At 60.9% G+C, this 21,691-nt stretch carries 14 protein-coding genes and 2 pseudogenes; 5 read left to right on the top strand and 11 right to left on the bottom strand.

Going from position 1 to position 21,691, the window contains the following annotated elements; genetic code table 11:
- Position 1 precedes the first annotated feature (1 nt).
- Genes JFT85_RS13760 through JFT85_RS13750 form a run of 3 tightly spaced genes read right to left on the bottom strand, consistent with a single transcriptional unit; the run spans position 2 to position 1,756 of the window.
- A complete protein-coding gene (locus JFT85_RS13760; protein WP_014716603.1) occupies positions 2-271 on the bottom strand; it encodes a phosphopantetheine-binding protein in 270 nt (89 codons plus the stop codon).
- Positions 249-1,061, bottom strand: coding sequence for a lysophospholipid acyltransferase family protein (locus JFT85_RS13755; protein WP_053253979.1), 813 nt, complete (start codon positions 1,059-1,061; stop codon positions 249-251). Before JFT85_RS13755 ends, JFT85_RS13760 begins: the two co-directional genes overlap by 23 nt.
- Positions 1,037-1,756: a beta-ketoacyl synthase chain length factor gene (locus JFT85_RS13750; protein ID WP_053253980.1), complete on the bottom strand. Its 720-nt coding sequence runs from the start codon at positions 1,754-1,756 to the stop codon at positions 1,037-1,039. The genes JFT85_RS13755 and JFT85_RS13750 overlap by 25 nt, the downstream gene beginning before the upstream one ends.
- A 337-nt stretch (positions 1,757-2,093) precedes the next feature.
- Here JFT85_RS13750 and JFT85_RS13745 point away from each other — a divergent pair, with 337 nt between their 5' ends.
- Complete coding sequence (locus JFT85_RS13745) at positions 2,094-2,864, top strand: ParA family protein (RefSeq protein ID WP_053253981.1); 771 nt, start codon at positions 2,094-2,096, stop codon at positions 2,862-2,864.
- Positions 2,865-3,341: 477 nt separating this feature from the next.
- Positions 3,342-3,569 (top strand): DUF6124 family protein, encoded by a 228-nt coding sequence (locus JFT85_RS13740; RefSeq protein ID WP_069550860.1) that lies wholly within the window; start codon positions 3,342-3,344, stop codon positions 3,567-3,569.
- 130 nt (positions 3,570-3,699) lie between these two features.
- Here JFT85_RS13740 and trxC read toward each other — a convergent pair whose 3' ends face one another.
- The 6 genes and pseudogenes from trxC to JFT85_RS28725 all read right to left on the bottom strand — a co-directional run.
- On the bottom strand, positions 3,700-4,134 hold the full coding sequence (gene trxC / locus JFT85_RS13735; protein ID WP_069550861.1) for a thioredoxin TrxC: 435 nt from the start codon (positions 4,132-4,134) through the stop codon (positions 3,700-3,702).
- A gap of 194 nt (positions 4,135-4,328) precedes the next feature.
- On the bottom strand, positions 4,329-5,792 hold the full coding sequence (gene selO, locus JFT85_RS13730; protein ID WP_069550862.1) for a protein adenylyltransferase SelO: 1,464 nt from the start codon (positions 5,790-5,792) through the stop codon (positions 4,329-4,331).
- 48 nt (positions 5,793-5,840) lie between these two features.
- Positions 5,841-9,179, bottom strand: coding sequence for a mechanosensitive channel MscK (mscK, locus tag JFT85_RS13725; protein WP_053253985.1), 3,339 nt, complete (start codon positions 9,177-9,179; stop codon positions 5,841-5,843).
- 56 nt (positions 9,180-9,235) lie between these two features.
- Positions 9,236-10,978 carry a potassium/proton antiporter gene (locus JFT85_RS13720; RefSeq protein ID WP_053253986.1) on the bottom strand — a complete coding sequence of 581 codons (1,743 nt, stop codon included), beginning with the start codon at positions 10,976-10,978 and terminating at the stop codon, positions 9,236-9,238.
- A 240-nt stretch (positions 10,979-11,218) separates the two neighbouring features.
- Positions 11,219-11,818, bottom strand: a pseudogene (locus JFT85_RS28730) (methyl-accepting chemotaxis protein); the annotation flags it as partial.
- 303 nt (positions 11,819-12,121) lie between these two features.
- Positions 12,122-12,778: pseudogene (locus tag JFT85_RS28725) on the bottom strand (MCP four helix bundle domain-containing protein); the annotation flags it as partial.
- Between the two features lie 343 nt (positions 12,779-13,121).
- On the opposite strand from JFT85_RS28725, the gene JFT85_RS13710 reads away from it, so the two are divergent.
- Together JFT85_RS13710 and JFT85_RS13705 are read left to right on the top strand one after the other, a co-directional pair.
- The gene (locus tag JFT85_RS13710; protein WP_038844376.1) at positions 13,122-13,352 is read left to right on the top strand and encodes a hypothetical protein; all 231 of its coding nucleotides are present in this window, start codon (positions 13,122-13,124) and stop codon (positions 13,350-13,352) included.
- Positions 13,349-13,642, top strand: a complete 294-nt coding sequence (locus JFT85_RS13705; protein WP_053253988.1) for a cell division protein ZapA — start codon at positions 13,349-13,351, stop codon at positions 13,640-13,642. Before JFT85_RS13710 ends, JFT85_RS13705 begins: the two co-directional genes overlap by 4 nt.
- On the opposite strand, the gene JFT85_RS13700 is transcribed toward JFT85_RS13705, so the two are convergent.
- Together JFT85_RS13700 and putA are read right to left on the bottom strand one after the other, a co-directional pair.
- Complete coding sequence (locus JFT85_RS13700) at positions 13,639-15,441, bottom strand: acyl-CoA dehydrogenase (protein ID WP_201229988.1); 1,803 nt, start codon at positions 15,439-15,441, stop codon at positions 13,639-13,641. The two genes, JFT85_RS13705 and JFT85_RS13700, sit on opposite strands and share 4 nt — an antisense overlap.
- A gap of 213 nt (positions 15,442-15,654) precedes the next feature.
- On the bottom strand, positions 15,655-19,608 hold the full coding sequence (gene putA, locus JFT85_RS13695) for a trifunctional transcriptional regulator/proline dehydrogenase/L-glutamate gamma-semialdehyde dehydrogenase (protein WP_073638761.1): 3,954 nt from the start codon (positions 19,606-19,608) through the stop codon (positions 15,655-15,657).
- A 461-nt stretch (positions 19,609-20,069) separates the two neighbouring features.
- Between putA and putP the strand changes: the two genes are divergently transcribed.
- Positions 20,070-21,554 (top strand): sodium/proline symporter PutP, encoded by a 1,485-nt coding sequence (gene putP / locus JFT85_RS13690; protein ID WP_053253991.1) that lies wholly within the window; start codon positions 20,070-20,072, stop codon positions 21,552-21,554.
- The last annotated feature ends 137 nt before the right edge of the window (positions 21,555-21,691 follow it).

Raw genomic sequence — 21,691 nt, 5'->3', positions numbered from 1 at the left:
CTCAAGCTGCCTGTCTGGCCGTGACGAACGCCGCAAGGCTGGCCACGTTGGTGAAGTGATTGCGGGTGTCCTTGGCGTCGGCATCAATCTTGATGCCGTACTTTTTCTGAATCGCCAGGCCCAATTCCAGGGCGTCGACTGAATCCAGGCCCAGGCCTTCGCCGAACAGGGTTTGTTCGCTACCGATGTCGTCGACGCTGATGTCTTCCAGGCCCAGGGCCTCGATGATCAGTGTCTTTATGTCGTGCTCAAGGCGGTGTTGGTCGCTCATCTTCGGCGAGCTCCTTAATGAAATAGTCATGCAGGTAATCGTTGAGCTTGCGTGAAGCCTGGGGCGCAGGCCCAAGTGCGGCAAACGCTTGTGGTTCTATATCGGCACCCACCCGCAAACTGAAGTGCACGCGGCATTTGGGGATGCGATACCAGGGTTCGGCCTTGGTCAGGGTCGTGGGGCTGACCTTGATCACCACGGGGGTGATGATTGTCGCACCCCGCAGCGCAATGGCGGCGCCCCCGCGATGAAAGGCGGGCATCGCGCCGGGTGCGGTGCGGGTGCCTTCGGGAAAGATGATCAGCGTCTGGCCTTCGCGCAGGGCATCGGCGGCGGCATCAAGCATTTCGGCGCTGCCGTCATTGCTGATATAGCTGGCATCACGCACCGGCCCACGGGTAAAGGGGTTTTGCCACAGGCTCTGCTTGACCACGCAGTTGGCCTGGCGCACCAGACCGATCAAAAACACCACGTCGATCAGCGACGGGTGGTTGGCAATGACCATCTGGCCGGGGCGGCCGAGTTTTTCTGCGCCTTCGACGCTGTAGGTCAGCACGCCGGCGCGTTGCATCAGGCAGATAAAGAACCAGAACAGCTTGCTGATGGTGTGACGGGCGCGGCGCTGGTGTTTTTCAGCGCTGCCCGGCAGGCAACCGAGCAAGGGGAACACCAGCAGACGCAGGCACAGCCCGCCGACGCCGAACAGGACGAAGCTGGCGGCGGTGGCGAACAGGCGCCAGTAATAGGCGTCCCGTGGCTTGTCGGTCATGGCTGGCGTTGCCAGTTCCATACGCGGTTCTTCCAGGCATGTTGGCAGGCGGCCTGATCAGTGAGCAGGGTGCGCAGCAGGTTCAGGGCATGGGGCCACTGGGTTTGACTGAGTTGGACAGCGCCGCTGTTTAGTTCCAATCGCCACTCGTCGCCCGGCGTCAACAGCAGGCCGAGTGCGTAGGGGAAGGGCACGTCAACAATCCAGTTGGCGTAGGCCGCGGGTGGCTGTTCTTCGGTAATCACCAGCAATACTGCGGGGGCGCCTTCGTTGAGCAGCGCGGCGGCTTCGAGCATGCCGTGTTCCAGGCCGTCGCCGGCAGCCGCGAGGGCGGTCATTTCGCTGGTTTCATTACGCAGGATCGACCACAGGCCAATCACCGCGTTATGCACCGACAGGCTGAACTGGGTGGGCGACAGTGGCTGCTCGTTGGCCAGGTCGCTGAGGATGTCGAGGGTGCGCGGGGTTTCGCCGTGCCGGGAGATAAACACCAGCGGCAGGTCTTGCAGGCCCTCGGCCAGCGGCCAGCCCACGCTGAACGCCATGCGCGCCAGTCGGCTCAGGCGGCGGCGCTGCATGGCGGGCAGGAACGCCACATCGGGGGATGCATCGCTCGCGGGCAGCACCACAGGGGCCTGGCACCAGGCGTGCCAATCGTGCGCACTCTCCAGGCCAGGAGCCCAGGCGCGCCATTGGGCGATATTGAAAGTGATCACTGAGAAGTTATCCCGCCCCTGCGGGCTTCCATGTGCGGCCGTTGGCCCCGAATACCGGGACAGGGAACAATGGCCGAATGGCGCGCATTATCCCGGTGCTGCGGGGTTCTAGCAAACTTTGGTAAATAATTGTTCACGGCTTATTACAATTTCCTGGAAAGGATTTACACATTGTCCTTTACCTGAAGCCAGGAGGATTGTCGGACTATTCCTTTTAATGTGTCGGGGCTCGGCAGAATCTGGCCCCGCGATGCAGCAGTGCATGGATGAACGAGGTAGCTAACAGGCGCTTTTGCCCTCTACACTCGGACATTCATTGATACACGGAGGTTTTTCCATGCGGCGTGTGGTGTTCAATCAGAAAGGTGGCGTTGGCAAGTCCAGCATCGCCTGCAACCTGGCGGCGGTGAGCGCCAGTGAAGGCTATCGAACCCTGTTGGTGGACCTCGATGCACAGGCCAACTCAACCCAGTACCTCACTGGGCTGACCGGCGACGATATCCCGATGGGCATTGCCGAATTCTTCAAGCAAACCCTGTCTTCCGGGCCGTTTTCGAAGAAAAATCGCGTGGATATCTACGAAACCCCGTTCGATAACCTGCATGTCATCACCGCGACCGCCGAGCTGGCGGACCTGCAGCCCAAACTTGAAGCCAAGCACAAGATCAATAAGTTGCGAAAGCTGCTGGACGAGCTGAGCGAGGATTACGACCGGATCTATCTGGATACGCCGCCAGCCCTGAATTTCTATGCGGTTTCGGCGCTGATTGCCGCTGATCGTGTGCTAATCCCCTTCGATTGCGACAGCTTCTCGCGCCAGGCGCTGTACGGCCTGTTGGCGGAAATCGAAGAATTGAAGGAAGACCACAATGAAGGCCTGGAAGTGGAAGGCATCGTGGTCAACCAGTTCCAGGCCCGTGCGAGCTTGCCGCAGCAGATGCTTGATGAGCTGATTGCCGAAGGCCTGCCGGTGCTGCCGGTGTACCTGGCCAGCTCGGTGCGCATGCGCGAGTCGCACCAGGAGAACATGCCGCTGATCCACCTCGACCCACGGCATAAGCTGACGCAACAGTTTGTGGCGTTGCATAACTTGCTGGAAAACGCCTGATCCTTGCCGTCACCGCATAACCTGTGGGCGTTGGGTTGCCTGCGATACAGGCGACCCGGTCTGTCAGGCACACCGAGGCGATGCCATCGCAGGCAAGCCCGCGCCCACATTTGTTTTTGCATTCCTGTAGGGGGATTTGGATGGGGCCCACATAGGCTGTAGGAAGGGTCTGGCAAACGGGGGTGTGCCTTGTATCGTTGCCTACAGGTAAGCCAGAATCCGCCGGCTTGTGCGTCTGGATGGGCGTCTCTAAGGTTCTTCGGTCGCTGAATGTTCAGCGGTCGGGTTTAGTAGCCCGAAGAACGGCGTAAAGTGCACGAGCTTCATCTAGCAGACTTTTGTCTGTGTTTGATGGTGGCTGTGCGTAGGGCATCTTCGGGTGCGCCGGCTTTGCGTTGTTCCCCGGTCTACTAACCTGCGCACAGCTGCCACCCTCGTTTAGTAGCGAGGTAAGGGCGGCCCACTCCGGGAATAACGATGAAAACTAGTAATCTTTACAGCATTACCCCCAACCTCCCCACCGAAACCCTCGTGCTCAACAGCTACGAAACCTTTTCTTCCGTGCGCACCCTATTGCTCAATCTGTCCAACAACCTCACTGGCGAACACCGCGACGTGGCCCTGGCCATCCATCAATTGAGTGAGCTCGGCGTAATGCTGGTCGGCCAGATGATGGACCGCGAATCCCCCGTAGCCTCAAGGTAAACGCGGACAAAAATGTGCGAGGGGGCTTGCTCCCGATAGCGGTGTGCCCGTCACTGCATACATTGACTGACCCACTGCCATCGGGAGCAAGCCCCCTCCCACATGGGGCGCGGTGCTCGCGAAATCCGAATTACACGCCCTGGCTACGCAACCAGCTCATCAACTGCGGCAACGGAAACGCCCCACTCTGGCGCGCCACTTCGCGACCGTTCTTGAACAGAATCAAACTGGGTATCGAACGAATCCCCAACTGCGCCGAGAGCTGCTGATTGGCTTCGCTGTCCAGCTTGGCCAAGCGACACGTGCCTTCCAACTGAGCGGCTGCCTGTTCAAACACCGGCGCAAAAGACTTACACGGCCCACACCACTCGGCCCACACGTCCACCAGCAGCGGCAAGTCGCCTTTGATCTGGCTGGCGTAGTCGCCTTGTTTCAGCTCAAAAGGCGTGTTCAACAACACCGGCTGCTTGCACCGCCCACATTTCGGCGCATCGCCCAGGCGTTCGCCGGGGATGCGGTTGAGGCCGTTGCAATGCGGGCAGGGGATGACAAGCGGTTCGGACATGGTGGGCTCCTTGGTATGGCCAATGGAATGTATTTGGAGCCAAGTCCAGGGTTTATCAAGCTGTGAAGGCGATGTCTCATCCACTCACAGTTTGCCGATGCTGATGTGAAACCCAGTACCCAGGCTGTTGGAGCGTGTGCTGTGTTGCTGGCCGACCGATTTGGGGTGTCAGTGGAAACCTTTATCCAGGGGTTTTATGACGAACAACTAATCTCCAAATGCTTGCCCCAATCCGGCGGCCGCTGGGCGTACTGCTCCATGCCCGGCTGTTCGTCGAACGGTTTGCTCAGCACGTCATGCAGCCGCCTGACTTCGCTGTAATCGCCTGACTCGGCGGCGGCGATGGCGTTCTGCGCCAGATAGTTGCGCAGGATGTACAGCGGGTTGACCGCATGCATGCGCTCGCGGCGCTGCACGTCGCTGCACTCCCCATCCCGGGCAACACGGGCTTTGTACAGCTCAGCCCAGGCATCGAACCCGGCCAGATCGACAAAGTCATCACGCAGCCGCGCCACGGCCAACGCCGCTGACTCATCGCCCAGGCGCCGGAAGAACAGCGTGTAGTCCACACCGCTGTTCTGCATCAGTTTCAGCAAGCGTTCCACCAGCTTCTGGTCATCTTCTTCGGCAGTGGTGAGCCCCAACCGGCGGCGCATCAAGTCCAGGTAGTGCGCCTGATACAGCGGCAGGTACAGGCCCAACGCTGCCTTCAAGGCGTCAACGCTGATGAACGGCGTGAGCGCCTGGGCCAGCGCACTCAGGTTCCACTGCCCGATCGGCACCTGGTTGCTGAAGGAATAACGCCCTTCATGATCGGAATGGTTGCAGATGAAGTGCGCGTCAAAATCGTCGAGAAACGCAAATGGCCCGAAGTCGAAGGTGATGCCCAGGATCGACATGTTGTCGGTGTTCATCACGCCGTGGCAGAAGCCATAGGCCTGCCATTTGGCGATCATTTCGGCATTGCGTTCGACGATTTCGCGGAACATTGCCAGGTACGGCTCGGGCTGTTCACGGCACTCGGGGTAGTGCAGGTTCAACACGTGTTCGGCCAGTGCTGCCTGCTGTTCGGGCTTCTTGGTGTAGTAGAAGTATTCGAAATGCCCGAAGCGGACATGGCTGTGCGCCAGGCGTAACACCATGGCGCCGCGTTCCTGAGTCTCGCGCCACACCGGGGTGCTGGAGCCGACCACGCACAACGCGCGGCTGCTGGGGATGCCCAGCGCGTGCAGGGCTTCGGAAGCGAGAAATTCACGAATCGAAGAACGCAGCACCGCGCGACCATCGCCCATGCGCGAGTAAGGCGTCATCCCCGCGCCTTTGAGGTGCAAGTCCCAATGCTCGCCAGCCTCGTTGTACACCTCACCCAGCAACAACCCACGGCCATCACCCAGTTGCGGGGTGTAGCCGCCAAACTGATGCCCGGAATAGACCATCGCCCGTGGTTCCGCTTCGGCCCACAGCGTGTGCCCGCTGAAAAGCTCGGCGAACACCGGCGTTTCGGCCACCGCCGGGTCGAGGTCAAGCAGTGCCATGGCGGCATTGCTCGCCACCACAAGGCGCGGCTCGTCGAGGGGGTCGGGCAGTACGTGGGTTGAGAACGCGTCGCCCAGGCGTGCGAAGCGGTTGTCGAAGGTCAGTTCGTCGAGGGCTTTCACCGGCCATCTCCAGCAGAATGTCCGAGCATTCTGCTGGGGATAGACGCGTTAGTCGAGTTTGCTTGGCGGCGGCTCTTGCACACCGCCGTCGTTGGCGGGCTTGGCCGGGGTGTCGACTTCCACCAGTTTGTATTCCTGGCCGTGGAGGTTTTTCAAGTAGACCTCCATCTGGCGGAACGAGATGTTGATGTGGTGGTGCTTGAACTCACGGTTGATAAAGCGGTTTACCTCGTCGATCACTGGGTTGCGGTCACCCAGGTCGCGCACGTGCATGCGCAGTTCGTGGTCGAGGGTGCTTTCGCCGAAGTTGAGGAAGTACACATGGGGTTCCGGCTCTTTCAGCACGCGTGGGTTTTCCCTGGCGGCCTTGAGCAACAGTTCCTTCACCAGGTCCAGGTCTGAACCGTAGTCCACGCCCAGTTTCAGGGTGACGCGGGTGATGGTGTCGGTCAGCGACCAGTTGATCAATTGCCCGGTGATGAAGGTTTTGTTCGGGACAATGATGTCTTTGCGGTCGAAGTCGGTGATGGTGGTGGCACGGATGCGGATCTTGCTGACCGTGCCCGACAGGTTGCCGATGGTGATGGTGTCGCCGATGCGCACCGGGCGTTCGAACAGGATCATGATGCCGGAGATAAAGTTGGCGAAGATCTCCTGCATCCCGAAGCCCAACCCCACCGACAGCGCTGCCACCAGCCATTGCAATTTGTCCCAGCTCACGCCGAGGGTGGACAGCGTGGAGACGAAGCCCACGCCGGCAATCACATACGACAGCAAGGTGGTTGTGGCGTAGGCACTGCCCTGGGCCAGATCCAGCTTGGACAGCACCAGCACCTCAAGCAGGCCGGGCAGGTTGCGCGCCAGGGCAAAGGTGATGCCGATGATGATCGACGCGCCGAGCAAGTCGCCGATACTGATCGGCACCATGCTGATATTGGCGCCGGTGCCGCTGGTGTATTCGTAGAGCGTGACGTTGTCCAGGTAGGAGAACACGGTGATCAGGTCTTTCCACACCCAATACAGTGCCGCGATAAACCCGCCGAGCAGGGCCAGGCGAATCAGGCGCATGGACTGTTCGTTGACTTGCTCGATGTCCAGGGTCGGTTCTTCTATCACCGCTTCGCCGTCACCGGCTTCCTTGGCGGCCTGGCGTTTGGCCAGGGCGCGCGCATAGGCCAGGCGCCGTGCGGCCACTCCCAGGCCGCGTACGAAGGTGGCCTCGATGACCAGCCAGAACATCAGCAGGTACAAGGTGTTGATCAAACGGTCGCTGAGCTTGAGCGCGGTGTAGTAGTAGCCAAAGCACACGGCGATAAACAGGGCGATGGGCAGGGCGGTAAACATCAAGCCTACGGCTTTGCGAAACAGCGAGGCTTTTTCGTGGGTCGGGCTGTTCAGCAGCAGGCGGCCCAGCAGCCAGGCCATCAGCGCATAGCAGGTCAGCACCACGCCGATGCCCAGCACGTCGTCGGCCAGCGCGGCCGGCTGGTGCTCGGCGATCGCCACCACCGCCACCAGGGCCAGTACCACCAGCCCGAGCTTGCGTACCCATCCTTGCAGAAAGTGCACCTGAGGCCGTTCCCAGCGGAAGTGCAGCTCTGCCACGCCGCCTGGGGCGAGTATCCGGTACGCGGTATAAAACACCAGCCATGCCTGAGCGATCTGCAACAAGGCAGCGCCCAGGTTGGCGTTTTGCCCACGGGCGTCAATCTGCAGGGCGTAGCCGCACAGCGCCAGGCCCAGGGACACCGGCATTGCCAGCAGGATATTGATCAGAATCGCCTGCGGCGTGTGCCACTGGCTGTCGCGTTTGAAGTGGCCGATGTCCAGGTGCACCTTGTTCAGGCGCTGGTACAAGGCTTTGCGTCGCCACAACAGCGCGCCGATCAATAGCAGTAATGGCAGGAACAGCAGCGGGCGCTGGGTCAGGCCGTCATACAGTTCGCTGACGCTGGAGGCCCAGGGCAGGGTGGTGACTTGCTTGCTCAGGTGGTCCGGTACGGTTTCCAGCCACTCGGTGTCCAGCGGCTTGTTGCTGGGGATCCAGAACATCTGCTCGTCGAGGGTCGCACGCAGGTTAGTGGCGGTGCTGAGCAGTTGTTTCTGGTTCAGTTGCAGGGTGATCGATTCGTTCAGCAGCGCGCTCAGCTCACGGCTCAGGCGCTCCAGCAGGTCGCTGCGGGTGATTGCCAACTCCAGCAGGGTGCGTCGCAGTTGCGGCGTGACGTCGTCGGGTGGCTGATTGGCGAGCAGGTTATCCACATACGTGCTGGGGGTGCTGATCAGCTCGCGCTGCTGGTTGACCTCGAACTGGTACAGGCGAATGTTGGCGATGTCGTCTGCCAGGTTGCGATCCACGGTGAGGCGTGGCAGCGCCTGCTTTTGTTTATAGAGGATCTTGGAGAGCAGCAGGCTGCCCTTGAGCACGTTGATCTGCTCGTCCAGCGCCGAGTCGCTTTGGGTCACGGTGTCCAGTTGCTGCTTGGTCTGCAGGTTTTTCTGGGTCAGGTCGTTGAGGCGGTCGGTGCTTTTGAGCAGGTAGTCGGAGAGCTTCAGGTTGGCTGCGCTCTCCGTGGCCAACAGGCTGCTGCCGCCGGCTTTCTGCGCTTCGATGGATTGTTGGGTAACGGTCTGCTGGGACTGGGCCAGGCGTTTCTGGTTGATCAGGGTTTGCAGGTCCTGGATCTCTTGTTCCAGGCGCGCGGTTTTTTCCACCACCAGATCGTGCTGGCTGTTACCCAGGTCTTGCAGCTGGCTGTTGCCGGCCAGTTCCTGGCGACGCAGCGGGATCAGGGCATTGAGGGCCGCGAGTTCGGCGTTCAACTGGTTGCGCTGGTCGCCGCTGAGTGACTTGCCGTTGTCTTTGCCGGCCTTGAGGATCGTGTTGATCTGCTGGATGCGCGTCTGGCTGCTGCTAATTTCAGTCTGGGCGCGCTCGGGGCGGGTTTGGGCGGCGATGGTCAGGCTGTTGGCGTCGGCCAGTTCTTTTTGCAGGTCGCCTTGCTGGGTGCTGCGCTGCACCAGCAATTGTTCGAGCTGCGGCACCGGCAGGGTGGCGTAGCGTTGGGCCACCGGGATGATTTTGGTGGCCTTGAGCCGCACCAACTCACGCTGGTTATCGGTGGTCTGACGCGGAGCGGCTTCCAGCTGACGCTTGAGGTCGGTGAGGCGCTGCTCGTAATCCTGCTTGTTGCCCAGGTAGGTCAGGGTCTGTTGCAGGATTGTTTGCAGCGCCTTCATGTCGGCGTCGGGCAGCTTGCGGTCGGGCAGCTTGTCCAGGGTTTGCTGGATGGCGTCGGCGCTGGGCGGGTCGGCGGCATAAACGCTGCCGACACAAAGGGTCAGGCCGAGCAGGGCAGTGGCGATGAAGGTGCGCAGAGTTGTCATGGATACCGATCGAGCAAGGTAAAGAAGGTGGGGGCGTGGCGCCATAGCCCCGCAGTTTAGAGGAAGAGTCCAGGGCCTGGACGACTTCCTTCGGGGAATTTGACGCCGACTTTTCCGATCTTGTTCCCGTCCATGACCGCGACGGTCCACAGGGTGTTGTTCCACTCCACCTGGTCGCCCACGACCGGCGCGCCGCCGACTTTCTGGGTGATGAAGCGGCTCAATGGCATATCCGGGTCGATGCCGTCCAGTTTGAGGCCGTACAACGCCGAGACCGCGCCCAGTTGGGCGTCGCCTTCGAGCACGAAATCGCCGAAGAAACGCAGGTCGAGGCCGCGTTGCGGTGCCTGGCTGAACAGCTTGCCCAGCGCCGGAAGGTTGTGTTCGTGGCCGATCACACAGAGCAAATCGTCGACTTCCAGCACCGTACTACCCGACGGGTGGAGCAGTTGCTGGCCGCGGAACAGCGCCGCGATGCGGGTGCCCTCGGGCATTCTCAGTTCGCGCAGGGCCGCGCCGATGCACCATTTCTCGGCGCCCAGGCGGTAGACGAACAGCTCCCACTCGCTGGTGACGTGCACTTCCAGGGCCGCGCGGGAAATCGGCGCAGGGTCCGGCGGTACGGTGACTTTCAGCAGCTTGGCTACCCACGGCAGGCTTGTGCCCTGCACCAGCAACGACACCAGCACGATAAAGAACGCCAGGTTGAAGTACAGCTGCGCGTGAGGCAGGCCGGCCATCAGCGGGAACACGGCGAGGATGATCGGCACCGCGCCGCGCAGGCCGACCCAGGCGATAAAGGCTTTTTCGCGATCGTGGAAGGCTTTGAACGGCAACAGGCCGACCATCACCGACAGCGGCCGCGCAAACAGGATCATCCACAGCGCCAGGCCCAGGGCCGGCAGGGCGATCGGCAGCAAATCATGAGGTGTGACCAGCAGGCCCAGCACCAAAAACATGCCGATCTGTGCCAGCCAGGCCATGCCGTCGAGCATGTGCAAAATGCCATGACGGCTACGCACCGGGCGGTTGCCGATCACCAGGCCGCACAGGTACACGGCGAGGAAGCCGCTGCCATGCAGAGCGTTGGTCAAGGCAAACACCACCAGGCCGCCGGCGATCACCAGAATCGGGTACAGGCCGGTGGCCAGGTTGATGCGGTTGACCATTTGCAGCATCAGCCAGCCGCCGCCCAGGCCGACGATACCGCCGATGCCGAATTCACGGATCAGGTGGCCCAACAGGCTCCAGTGCAGGCCGGTTTGGCCGCTGGCCAGCATGTCGATCAGGGTGACGGTGAGGAACACCGCCATCGGGTCGTTGCTGCCGGATTCGATTTCCAGGCTGGCGCTGACCCGTTCGTTCAGGCCCTTGCCGCCCAGCAGCGAGAACACTGCCGCGGCGTCCGTCGAGCCGACGATGGCGCCGATCAATAAGCCTTGAATGATATTCAGGTCAAACAGCCAGGCCGCGGCCATGCCGGTGAGGCCGGTGGTAATCAACACCCCCACCGTGGCCAGCGACAAAGCCGGCCAGAGTGCCACGCGGAAACTCGCCACCCGTGTGCGCAAGCCGCCGTCGAGCAGGATCACTGCCAGCGCGAGGTTGCCCACCAGGTAGGCGGTCGGGTAGTTATCGAAGATGATGCCGCCGCCGTCGACGCCGGCGGCCATGCCGACAGCCAGGATGATCACCAGAATCGGGATGCCCAGGCGTGAGGAAAGAGAACTGACCAGAATGCTCGCACCCACCAGCAACGCGCCGATCAAGAACAGGCTGTTGATGGTCGTCGCATTCAAAGGCAGTACTCCAGAACGGGGAAGACGGGCGCGAACTGACCATGCAGTCTGCGTGCCAGCGATTCTAACCTGTTGAATTGCGGTGCTGTCAAAAAGCTTTTTCTGAATCGCACAGATCCAAATGTGGGCGCGGGCTTGCTCGCGAATACGGTGTGTCAGCCGGCAGATAGCTTGACGGGCACTCAGCACTCGCGAGCACGACTAAACACAGCTCGCACATTGTTGACCTGGGTGTGTCAGTTAAAGGCGAAAGCGTCCCACCATCCCATTCAAATCCACCGCTAAGCGCGACAGCTCAGTGCTCGCGGCACTCGTCTGGCTGGCGCCGGTCGCCGACTGCACCGACAGATCACGGATATTCACCAGGTTGCGGTCCACTTCCCGCGCCACTTGCGCCTGCTCCTCCGCCGCACTGGCGATGACCAGGTTGCGCTCGTTGATCTCGACAATCGCGGTGTTGATCGTATCAAGCGACATCCCGGCGCCTTTGGCGATATTCAACGTCGATTCCGCGCGCTCGGTGCTGTTACGCATCGAATCCACCGCATGCTCGGTGCCGGCCTGAATGCTGCCGATCATCCGCTCGATCTCGCTGGTGGACTGCTGGGTGCGATGGGCCAAAGCCCGCACTTCATCTGCCACGACGGCAAACCCGCGGCCGGCTTCACCGGCACGCGCGGCTTCAATGGCAGCGTTCAGGGCCAGCAGGTTGGTCTGGTCGGCCAGGCCGCGAATCACGTCCAGCACCTTGCCGATATCCCGCGATTCATTCGCCAGCTCGCCAATCAAGGTGGCCGTGGCTTGCACGTCGCCGCTCATGCGCTCGATGGCGCTGACAGTTTCCTGCACCAGATCACGGCCGTCACCGGCGGAAGTGGTCGCATTGCGCGACGCTTCGGAAGTGCTCACCGCATTGCGCGCGACTTCTTCGACGGCGCTGGTCATCTCGTTGACGGCGGTGGCGGCTTGTTCGATTTCATTGTTTTGCTGGGTCAGGCCGCGCGCACTTTCGTCGGTGACGGCATTCAGCTCTTCCGCTGCCGATGCAAGCTGGGTGGCGGAACCGGCGATGCGTTGCAAGGTGTCGCGCAGCTTGTCTTGCATCTTGGCCATGGCCGCCAGCAGGCGGCCGGCTTCGTCGTTGCCGTCGACGTTGATCGGGCGCGTCAGGTTGCCTTCAGCCACTTCCTCGGCGGCTTCCAGGGCCTGGGCGATTGGCAGGGTGATGCTGCGGGTCAGCAACCACGCGAACAACAGGGTCAACGCCGTGGCAATAATCAGCAGGCCCACCACCAGGTCGAAGGCCATGTCGTACTGGTCTTTGGCCTCCTGGTTAGTCGCGTTGGCCATCTTGTTGTTGATGTCCAGCAGGCGCGCGAGCACCGAATTGACCTGCTCGGCGTTGCTCAGCAACTCGGTGTTGAGCAAGGTGCGCAGCTCGTCGATCTGGTTGGCGCGAGACAAGCTCTTCATGCGCTCCTCGATCTGATGGTACTGGCTGAGCAAACGCACGTATTCGTCGTACGCGGCACGCTCTTCGCTACCTTCGATGAGTTTTTCGTAGGCGCCCTGAGCGGCGCGGATCTGCTGGTTGCGCAGTTCAAACGCTTCCAGGGTCTTTTGCTGCACGTCCGGCTCGCGGTTGGTCAGCAAGCGGTAGGACAACACCCGCAGGCGCAGGGTCAGTTGGGTGAACTCATCGAGGGCGCGAATGCTTGGCACGCTCGACAGCGTGATGTCTTCGGTGGCTGCGCGAATCTTGCTCATTTGGTTCAGGGCGAACACACCGAGAAACAACATGAGTGCGCCAATAAACGCGAAGCCAAGAAAGGCCCTCGGCGCGATGTTCATATTACGAAGAGACATGCTGGAATCCTGGGGAGAAGCGCGATCCGTGCGGCCGTGAGACGGGGTGTGCATCAGCTATCGGCCATGCGACTAAAGTCTTAAGGCCGCGTGCGCTTTTGTCGCATCTGACGAGCAGTTGGGTGGATTCAGGAACCAGATCGGGTAAATGCAGTCACTAAGGCTCGAAAGTGCGGCCCGGCCCTTAAAAAACGGGCTGCGCGCCGGGGATAACCCTGGCATCCGAGGTGAATTTTCTTTATCGTCACCGCCCTTTGAAAATGCCCGAGAAATCAAAATGTTAGAAGCATCCCTCAGCCAATTGGAACAACTGGTCAGCGACCTGGTACAGCAGAATCAGGACCTACTGGGCAGCAACGAATCCCTCAAGGCGGAACTGGCCCGCGCCAAGGATGAAAACGACAGCCTGCAACTGAACTTGATGGAGCAGGAAGAAAAGCACGGCGCCACCGCCGCTCGCATCCAGGCGTTGGTTGAGCGCGTGAGCGCAGGGCCTGTCGGCGCATGAATGAAGGGATAAAGGTCGTTTCGATTCTCGGAGAGGATTACTCGATCAAGGCGCCGGATGGGGGGGATCAAACCCTGATGCACGCCGTGACCATGCTCAAGGCGTCCCTGGCCACCACCAAGAAAAAGTACCCGACCCTGATCGGTGACAAATTATTGGTACTGGCCGCACTGAACCTGTGCGCCGAGCAGATCGAAATGCAAAAGCACCACCAGCAGGAACTCGACCGTTACCAAGAGCAAGTCAGCGCCACGGTCGACGTGATTTCCAAGGCGATCGGAACGCCTTAGAACCACTCATCCTGCATCCCCAGGCACGTGTCATCGCGTGCCTCCAGAATCGCCAGTTCATGATGGCAGCTCGGCACTTCCCAGGTCAGGAAGTACCGAGCGGCCTGGAGCTTGCCTTTATAGAAGGCGACATCGGCCGCATTGCCCCTGGCCAAGCCTTCTTCAGCGCGAATTGCCTGCTCCAGCCAGCGCCAGCCAATCACCGTGTGCCCGAATACCTTCAAGTACAGCGCCGAATTCGCCAGGCTGCGGTTGACCTTGCCTTGGGCCAGATCGGTCAGCAGGCCAATGGTCACGCTTTGCAGGCGTGCCACCAGGTGTTCCAGGGGTTCTCGCAATGCCGTCAGTGATGCGTATTTCTGAGCACGCGCGCTGGTGTCGGCGATCAGGCGGATCAGCTGTTTCAACCCCGCACCGCCGTTTTGCGCGAGTTTGCGCCCGAGCAAATCCAGCGACTGGATGCCGTGGGTCCCCTCATGGATCGGGTTCAGGCGGTTGTCGCGGTAGTACTGCTCCACCGGGTATTCGCGGGTGTAGCCGTGGCCGCCGAGAATCTGGATCGCCAGTTCATTGGCCTTGAGGCAGAACTCCGACGGCCAGGATTTAACGATGGGCGTCAGCAAGTCGAGCAATTCGTGGGCGTGCTTGCGCTCGGCATCGCTGGCCAGCGTAGTGGTGTCGTCGAACAGCCGCGCCGCATACAGGCCCAGGTCGAAGGCGCCTTCTACGTAAGCCTTTTGGGTCAGCAGCATGCGCTTGATATCGGCGTGCTGGATGATCGCGACCGGCGCGGTGCTCGGGTCTTTGCTATCGGGCAGGCGCCCTTGCGGACGTTCGCGAGCGTACTCCAGCGAGTAGAGATAGCCGGCGTAACCCAGCATCACCGCGCCCATGCCGACGCCGATGCGCGCCTCGTTCATCATTTGGAACATACAGCTCAGGCCCTGATGGGGTTTGCCCACCAGATAGCCGACACAGTTCCCGTTATCGCCGAAGTTCAGTGCCGTCGACGTGGTGCCACGCCAGCCCATCTTGTGGAACAGCCCGGCCAGCAGCACGTCGTTGCGTGCGCCCAGACTGCCGTCGTCGTTCACCAGGAATTTGGGCACGATAAACAGCGAAATGCCCTTCACCCCGGCCGGTGCATCCGGCAACTTGGCCAGCACCATGTGCACGATGTTTTCCGACAGCGGATGATCGCCACCGGAGATGAAAATCTTATTGCCCTTGAGCCGATAACTGCCGTCGGCAGCAGGCTCGGCGCGCGTACGAATATCCGACAGCGACGAGCCGGCATGCGGTTCGGTCAGCGCCATGGTGCCGAAGAAACGGCCGTCGATCATCGGTTGCAGGAAGCGCTGTTTCTGTTCCTCGGTGCCGAAGCTTTCGATCAGGTTGGCGGCGCCCATGGTCAGGAACGGGTAGGACGTGGAAGCGGCGTTGGCCGACTGGAAGTGCGCGAAACAGGCCTGGGACAGCAAGGTCGGCAGTTGCATGCCGCCGGCTTCGAAACTGCGGGCGGCGTTCAGAAAGCCGGCTTCGAGGAACGCGTCCACGGCGGGTTTCACTTCCGGGATCAGGATCGCCTGGCCGTCTTCATAGCGCGGTTCGTTTTCGTCGTTCTTGCGGTTGTGCGGTGCGAAGAACTTCTCGGCAATGCTGCGCGCGGTGCTGATGGCGGCATCGAAGGTTTCACGGTTGTGTTCGGCAAACCGCTCGCGCTGAGTCAGGCCCTCGGCATCGAGGACTTCGTACAGCTCGAAAGCCAGATTGCGGGAACTGAGCAGCGTCTCGGACATGGCGGCTTACCTGTAGGGGAATAGGCCAGAGTCTAAGTGTGCGAATGGAGGCTGGATAGCAAGATTGATTTGCGTGATGGAAGGGCAGAACGAGAGAAGGGCGCTGCGAGTGCGGTCAATGTGGGAGCGGGCTTGCTCGCGAATGCGGAGTGTCAGTCACCCAATGTACTGACTGATTTACCGTATTCGCGAGCAAGCCCGCTCCCAGATTAGTTAGCCGATGGTCATCAGGCTGGCGTTACCACCCGCTGCAGCGGTGTTAACGCTCAACGCACGCTCGATCACCAGGCGTTCAAGGCCTATCGCGGTTTCACCCTGCGACAAACCATGCACCCCGACAATCGCCCCGCCACGCTGGGCCACTTGCTGGCAAACAGCGCGCAATTGGTCGGAATCGCCGTGGTGCAAGACGGCGTCGAACACCACCTCGTCCTTGGTCCAATCAGCAACGCGCTTGATCTTCGCCTGAATCTCTCTTGGCAGGCGTGGGAACAAGGCCTTGGTCAGGTCGGTTTCCGGCCAGACCGCCGAACCGCCGACGGCCAATACCGCCGCCAGTTGCGTCAGCAGGTCGCCTTCCACTTCCGCCAGGCACAACACGTGCTCGCGGGGCAGGATGGCGTAACTGTTGCGCTCGCCGGTCGGGCCGGCCAGTTGGCGGGTGATACCGCTTTGCGATTGCACGGCGAACTGGCTGCACAGGGCGCTCAGGTCGCTGAGCTTGTGGCTGTCGGCCCAGGTTTTCAGGGCGGTCAGCGGTAGGCTCATGGCGTCGCGCAGACGCACATCCGGTGCGGCCAGCTTGTCGCCACGCACGAAGGATTGCTCGATGGCATCCGTAGGGCGAGTCGACAGTAGGCGGTACAGGTACAGCGGGCCACCGGCTTTCGGGCCGGTGCCTGACAGGCCTTCGCCGCCGAACGGCTGCACACCAACCACGGCACCGACGATGTTGCGGTTGACGTAGACGTTACCGGCATGGACGTTGTCGATCACCTTGGCGATGGTCTCGTCGATGCGCGTGTGCACGCCCAGGGTCAGGCCGTAGCCGGATGCGTTGATCTGCGCGATGAGCTGGTCGATCTCTTTGCGCTTGTAGCGCACCACGTGCAGCACCGGGCCGAAGATCTCCCGTTGCAGTTCGTCGAAGCTTTCCAGCTCGATCAGGGTTGGCATCACAAAGGTGCCACGCTTGATCTCTTCGCCGTCGGCAATTGCCACCTGGTACACGGCGCGGCCTTTGTCACGCATGGCCTGGATGTGTTTCTCGATACCCGCCTTGGCTTCGGCGTCGATCACCGGGCCGATGTCCACCGACAGGCGCTCCGGGTTGCCCAGGCGGCATTCAGCCATGGCGCCCTTAAGCATTTCGATGACACGGTCTGCCGAATCTTCCTGCAGGCACAGTACACGCAGGGCCGAGCAACGTTGGCCGGCGCTGTCGAAGGCCGAGGACACGACATCGATCACCACCTGTTCGGTCAGTGCCGAAGAGTCGACGATCATCGCGTTCTGGCCACCGGTTTCGGCGATCAGCGGAATCGGACGGCCCTGGGTGTCCAGGCGACCGGCGACGCTGCGTTGCAGCAGGCGCGCCACTTCGGTGGAACCCGTGAACATCACGCCTTTGACGCGATCATCACCCACCAGGCGCGCGCCGACGGTTTCGCCCTGGCCCGGCAGCAGTTGCAGCACGCCTTCCGGGATGCCGGCCTCGAGCAGAATGCGCACGGCCTGCGCAGCCACCAAGGGTGTTTGCTCGGCTGGCTTGGCCAATACCGGGTTACCGGCGGCCAGTGCCGCAGCAACTTGGCCACTGAAAATCGCCAGCGGGAAGTTCCACGGGCTGATGCAGACCACCGGGCCCAGTGGGCGGTGGGCGTCGTTGGTGAAATCGTTACGGGCCTGCACCGCGTAGTAGCGCAGGAAGTCCACGGCTTCACGCACTTCGGCGATGGCGTTGGCAAACGTTTTACCGGCTTCGCGAGCCAGCAGGCCCATCAGCGGCTGAATCTCGCCTTCCATCAAGTCGGCGGCACGCTCCAGGATCGCGGCGCGTTCGGCGGGCGGGGTGGCCTGCCAGATCGGACCGGCGTTAATGGCGCACTGGAGGGCGTTGTCGACGTCTTCGACAGTGGCTTCCTGTACATGGCCGACCACATCGCGCAGGTCAGATGGGTTCAGCACAGCGGCGGCGGCTTCATTGCTGGACGCACAACCGAGCATCGGCGCGGCTTTCCAGTCGTTGTGGGCCGTGGCCAGCAAGGCGCAAGACAGCGAGGCCAAGCGGTGTTCGTTGGCCAGGTCGATACCGGCCGAGTTGGCGCGGTCGCTGCCATACAGGTCGCGCGGCAATGGAATACGCGGGTGTGGCAGACCGAAGCCGCCTTCCAGCGTCGCCATTTGCTCGATGCTGGCCACTGGATCGGCCACCAGCTCCTGAATCGAGATGGACTGGTCGGCAATCCGGTTGACGAACGAGGTATTGGCGCCGTTTTCCAGCAGGCGGCGCACCAGGTAGGCGAGCAGTGTTTCGTGGGTGCCGACCGGTGCGTACACGCGGCACGGACGGTTCAGCTTGCCATCGGAAACCTTGCCTACAACCTGCTCGTACAGCGGTTCACCCATGCCGTGCAGGCACTGGAACTCGTACTGGCCGGGGTAATAGTTCTGACCGGCGATATGGTAGATGGCCGACAGTGTGTGGGCGTTGTGCGTCGCGAACTGCGGGTAGATGACTTCCGGCACCGACAGCAGTTTGCGTGCGCAAGCAATGTAGGAGACGTCGGTGTACACCTTGCGGGTGTAGACCGGGTAGCCTTCCAGGCCTTCAACCTGGGCACGCTTGATTTCGCTGTCCCAATACGCGCCTTTTACCAGGCGGATCATCAGGCGATGGCGGCTGCGGCGCGCCAGGTCGATGACGTAGTCGATCACATACGGGCAACGCTTCTGGTAAGCCTGGATCACGAAACCGATGCCGTTCCAGCCGGTCAGTTGCGGCTCGAAGCACAGGCGTTCCAGCAGGTCCAGCGACAGCTCAAGGCGGTCGGCTTCTTCGGCGTCGATGTTCAGGCCGATGTCGTACTGCTTGGCCAGCAAGGTCAGGGACAGCAGGCGCGGGTACAGCTCTTCCATCACACGCTCGTATTGCGCACGGCTGTAACGCGGGTGCAATGCCGACAACTTGATGGAGATGCCTGGGCCTTCATAAATCCCACGGCCGTGTGAGGCTTTGCCGATGGAGTGAATGGCTTGCTCATACGAGGCCAGGTACTTCTGCGCATCGTGTTCGGTCAGTGCGGCTTCACCGAGCATGTCGTAGGAATAGCGGAAACCCTTGGCTTCGAACTTGCTCGCATTGGCCAGGGCTTCGGCGATGGTTTCGCCGGTGACGAACTGTTCGCCCATCAGGCGCATGGCCATGTCGACGCCCTTGCGGATCATCGGCTCGCCGCTCTTGCCGATGATGCGGCTCAGGGACGAGGTCAAACCCGCTTCGTTGTGGGTGGCGACCAGTTTGCCGGTCAGCAGCAGGCCCCAAGTCGCGGCGTTGACGAACAGCGACGGGCTGTTGCCCAGGTGCGGCTGCCAGTTGCCGGTGCTGATCTTGTCGCGGATCAGCGCGTCGCGGGTGCCTTTGTCCGGGATACGCAGCAGCGCTTCGGCCAGGCACATCAGGGCCACACCTTCCTGGGACGACAGGGAAAATTCTTGCAGCAGGCCCTGAACAATACCGGCACGGCCGCCGGCACTCTTCTGATTGCGCAGTTTTTCAGCAATCGACGCGGCCAGTTTGTTGGTGGCCTCGGCCATTGCCTGCGGCAGGCGTGCCTGCTCGATCAGCATTGGCACCACTTCCGGCTCAGGGCGGCGGTAAGCGGCGGTGATCGAGGCGCGCAGTACCGATTGCGGCAGGATGCTCTCGGCAAACTCCAGGAAGCACTGGTGGGCGTGGTCGGGCTGGATGTCGCCAGCGTCTTCAGCGTCCTTACTGCCCAAACCATTGAGCTCGGTCAGGGTTGCACCACCCTCAAGTTTCTCCAGGTAATTGAAAATCGCCTGCTTGATCAGCCAGTGCGGCGTGCGATCAATGGAGGTCGCGGCCGCCTTCAGGCGTTCGCGGGTCGGGTCGTCGAGTTTGACCCCAAGGGTGGTCGTTGCCATCTTTTTATCCTCATGGGTGCCACTACCGAGTGGCATCTGCTGGCGGCAAGATTAGCTTTGCCCAACAAGAGGTGCAACCGGGTGCAACCCTTTTTGTTCAGGAAATTTTCGACGCTTCACAGGAAAAAATCCGGCCTTCAAGCGAATTGGCTTCGCTTTGGTGCATTTGCTTCTGAGATCGGCAGTTCTTGCTCCGAAAAGGAGCAAAAAACACGGCTTTTCGACGATTTGCGCTAAGGTGCAACTTAATCTCAAGAAACTGGTTGCACCTTATTTGCTTTGTTGAATAGCATTCGCGGCCAAGGTGCAACCACCTTCACGGTTCGGTTCATCGGCTGGCGGCTTTCCTGGGGAAACGTCAGTCATAAATGCGCGGCAACCAGTTACGTTTACTCACTGAACCAGTGGGTGGCGTCTGACAGACCGTCGCTACATAAAAACAAAGCCAGGGCGTCACTCTTATGAGCGTTAGTAATCCTACCCTGATCACGTTCGTGATCTACATCGCAGCAATGGTGCTGATTGGCTTAATGGCCTATCGCTCCACCAACAACCTTTCCGATTACATCCTCGGCGGTCGCAGCCTCGGTAGCGTGGTCACAGCCTTGTCGGCCGGTGCTTCCGATATGAGCGGCTGGTTGTTGATGGGCCTGCCGGGCGCGATCTACATGTCCGGCCTGTCGGAAAGCTGGATCGCCATCGGCCTGATCGTCGGTGCCTACCTGAACTGGTTGTTCGTGGCCGGCCGCCTGCGGGTGCAGACCGAGCACAACGGTGACGCCCTGACGCTGCCGGATTACTTCTCCAGCCGTTTCGAAGACAAAAGCGGCCTGCTGCGGATCATCTCTGCGGTGGTGATTCTGGTGTTCTTCACCATCTATTGCGCCTCCGGCATCGTCGCCGGTGCCCGCCTGTTTGAAAGCACGTTCGGCATGTCCTACGAGACGGCGCTGTGGGCCGGCGCTGCGGCGACGATTGCCTACACCTTCGTTGGTGGTTTCCTTGCCGTCAGCTGGACCGATACCGTCCAAGCCACGCTGATGATCTTCGCCCTGATCCTCACGCCGATCATCGTGCTGTTGGCCACCGGCGGCATCGACACCACGTTCCTGGCGATCGAAGCCAAGAACCCGGACAACTTCAACATGCTGAAAAACACCTCGTTCATCGGCATCATCTCGCTGATGGGCTGGGGTTTGGGTTACTTCGGCCAGCCGCACATCCTCGCGCGCTTCATGGCGGCGGATTCGGTGAAGTCGATTGCCAAGGCGCGCCGTATTTCCATGACCTGGATGATCCTGTGCCTGGGCGGCACTGTGGCGGTGGGCTTCTTCGGTATCGCTTACTTCTCGGCGCACCCTGAAGTCGCGGGGCCGGTTACCGAGAACCACGAGCGTGTGTTCATTGAACTGGCCAAGCTGCTGTTCAACCCATGGATCGCTGGCGTGCTGTTGTCGGCCATTCTGGCGGCTGTCATGAGTACCCTGAGCTGCCAGTTGCTGGTGTGCTCCAGCGCCTTGACTGAAGACTTCTACAAAACCTTCCTGCGCAAAAACGCTTCCCAGGTTGAACTGGTGTGGGTCGGTCGTGCCATGGTGCTGTTGGTTGCCCTGATTGCTATCGCTATGGCAGCTAACCCGGACAACCGCGTACTGGGTCTGGTCAGCTACGCCTGGGCCGGTTTCGGCGCTGCGTTTGGTCCGGTTGTACTGATCTCGGTGATCTGGAAAGGCATGACCCGCAACGGCGCATTGGCGGGCATTCTGGTGGGCGCTATCACCGTAATCGTGTGGAAGCATTTCAACCTGCTGGGCCTGTACGAAATCATTCCAGGCTTTATCTTCGCCAGCTTGGCGATCTACTTCGTGAGCAAGCTGGGCGCACCGACGGTAGGTATGGTCGAGCGTTTTGATGCTGCGGAAAAAGACTACAACCTCAACAAGTAATTCTTCCGGCGTTTAGCGCCCGATGAGCTGAGAAAAGGCCCGCCATCCGTAGGATGCGGGCTTTTTTTTGCGTGCGATTTACGTCGGCCGCAAGAGCATTCGGACGCGTGCGTGTAGGGCTTTACTGATTTTCCCGA

The sequence above is a fragment of the Pseudomonas sp. TH04 genome (genome assembly GCF_016651355.1).
Taxonomy (GTDB): Bacteria; Pseudomonadota; Gammaproteobacteria; order Pseudomonadales; family Pseudomonadaceae; genus Aquipseudomonas; species Aquipseudomonas fluorescens.
The sequence above is the reverse complement of the archived record's forward strand: the minus strand, read 5'-3'. Positions and strand labels throughout refer to the sequence as shown.